Raw genomic sequence first — 1,665 nt, 5'->3', positions numbered from 1 at the left:
TTGGAGAAATTTTATTTTGGTGTCGAATTTTTACAGCATATCGCCTAACGGAAAAAGTATTGGCGAAGTGCGGGCTTAATTTGAACGAAAGTTCAAGTTCAGACCAAACGGAGCCGATGCTTTTTCAGATTGTCTAAATTAAAGAAAAAAACAATATGAAAAGCAGCGGCGGATAAATATTTCTGCTTTTTCTACTTTACATTTAACCCCGCATTTTGCCAATACAATGTTGTACGATGTTTTTTAATCTTCTAATTCTATTGGATTGAGTTTGTTTTTATCAATTTCACTTCTTTTTTGTTTTTCTTTTTCATCTTGTGTAAATACAGTACCCATGCTTTCTAATACATGCCGTGAATTTTCAATAAAATTTTGTTTGGCTTGAAGCATCTCTTTTTGAGTAACCTGCTTTGCCTTATTATAATGCCTTTTATTTATTCCAATTATTTTTCCTTTTAACTTAATATTAGGAGTTGATTTTACTAACTCAAAATCATAATCTCCAGCTTTATCTGTAATTTTAACTATTAAACCTGGAAGACCGCTAAATTTATATGGTCCATAAGGAAAAGGTATATCAGTTGAATACCAAGCTGTCCAAACTCTACCTTTATAGCTCACCTCTGCTTTTTTACAGCTAATAGAATTAATAATTTTTGTTTCATTAATTAGTTTCCAAGTATTAATTGGAGGACTACTATAGGATAATAAAGTCATTCCAATATTTTCATAAAATTGAATATTTTCGCGCGTTTGAGTTATTAGAAATTTAAATTTAGATTTTGGGGTGCTCGTTACATCAATTTTGAGATTGTTGGGATTTTTATTTATTTGTCCAATAACAATTGAGTCAAATTTTAATCTATTTGCACTAATAAAAAAAGATTTGGTATCACTTATTTGCAAAGAAAAAAGTTCATTATAAACATAATCCTTGTTCATATTATCTGGTTTGCTTTGAAGTAAATAAATAAAACTCCCCCTTAATGAATCAATTTGACTAACTTGTGAAAACAGTATAGAAGAGAATAATAAAAAAATTATTTTAAGTTTTTTTTTTGTAAAATTCATAATTATATTTTTTTATGAGAAGCCGTCCAATATTTTTGAACGGCTTCCTAATTATCTTATTCAATTAATTACAACCTGTGGTTGTATTGATTATTGATAAAAATTAAAAGAGTTTGTTTACCAAAGTTGACAATAGTTCTCTTGAATTAGCTCTGCCCAATCTAAAAATTGTTGATCGGTCCAATCTTGACAAGTATATGCAGAAGTACAACTCGCTTGAACTACACCACATCTTATTTCTAAAACTCCAGTTTCTAGCATCGTTGTTTCATCAATATTTGAAACAATTTCTTCAGTCTCAACAGAAACTGTATTAGCACTCATAACACCTGCTGTTAAAATACCAGCGATTAAAATAAACTTTTTCATTTTGTTTTTCATTTTAAATTAATAATTTACTGTTAGTATTTTAAACTTAACTTATTTGTTTTCAAATCGTTTTCGTCTATTTTCAGTTTTCTAAATCTCTTTGCATTTGTAACTTCATTTGTGTTTGAAAAATGATATTCTGATAACGTGTTTTGTTTAAAATATCGTACAACGTTTTCGGGCTTTGCGTTCGGGCGGGATTCGGAGCACAAAACTGTCAACCAG

3 protein-coding genes are annotated in these 1,665 nt (G+C 29.1%); all 3 read right to left on the bottom strand.

What is annotated here, in order from left to right; genetic code table 11:
• Positions 1–243: 243 nt before the first annotated feature.
• Positions 244–1,071, bottom strand: a complete 828-nt coding sequence (locus RT037_RS13800) for a GLPGLI family protein (RefSeq protein WP_313032368.1) — start codon at positions 1,069–1,071, stop codon at positions 244–246.
• Between the two features lie 117 nt (positions 1,072–1,188).
• Positions 1,189–1,440 (bottom strand): hypothetical protein, encoded by a 252-nt coding sequence (locus RT037_RS13795; RefSeq protein ID WP_313032366.1) that lies wholly within the window; start codon positions 1,438–1,440, stop codon positions 1,189–1,191.
• Between the two features lie 32 nt (positions 1,441–1,472).
• Positions 1,473–1,665 (bottom strand): hypothetical protein (locus RT037_RS13790; RefSeq protein WP_313032363.1); only part of this gene is annotated, 193 nt, incomplete at its 5' end.

Source organism: Soonwooa sp. (genome assembly GCF_032062245.1).
Lineage (GTDB): Bacteria > Bacteroidota > Bacteroidia > Flavobacteriales > Weeksellaceae > Soonwooa.
This window is presented reverse-complemented; position numbering and strand designations above follow the sequence as displayed.

What these genes read in the sequence shown, in the direction of transcription:
- RT037_RS13800 (WP_313032368.1), bottom strand. Translation starts at nt 1,071, where the DNA reads ATGAATTTTACAAAAAAAAAACTTAAAATAATTTTTTTATTATTCTCT.
- RT037_RS13795 (WP_313032366.1), bottom strand. Translation starts at nt 1,440, where the DNA reads ATGAAAAAGTTTATTTTAATCGCTGGTATTTTAACAGCAGGTGTTATG.